General features: G+C 57.6%; 1 protein-coding gene. It reads left to right on the forward strand.

Annotation, left to right across the window (positions count from 1 at the left end; all coding sequences use genetic code 11):
• Positions 1-199, forward strand: a 199-nt coding sequence (locus HBA93_RS22050) for an ATP-binding protein (protein WP_286202138.1), incomplete at its 5' end; no start/stop codon positions are given.
• Positions 200-257 lie beyond the last annotated feature (58 nt).

Here is a 257-nt window from a genome sequence, read left to right on the forward strand (position 1 = left end):
CTTTACCGCGTTTCGCGGGTCTACCCGCAGCGACGGCACCGGCTTGGGGCTGGTGATTGCTCAGGAACTGGTGCGCGCCCATGGCGGCACCATCGAATTGCGCGAAGACTACACGGAAGGCGCTTTATTCGAGATTCGTATCCCCGATATGCCGGCCTATCCGCCGCAAATGCAGCGCAGCCAACGCAATATGGTGTAATTATTTCAACGCGCTGCACGGAAAACACTACCGAGAAAGCCACGCAATCGCGTGGTTT

The organism is Ochrobactrum sp. SFR4, assembly GCF_019730395.1.
Lineage (GTDB): Bacteria > Pseudomonadota > Alphaproteobacteria > Rhizobiales > Rhizobiaceae > Pseudochrobactrum.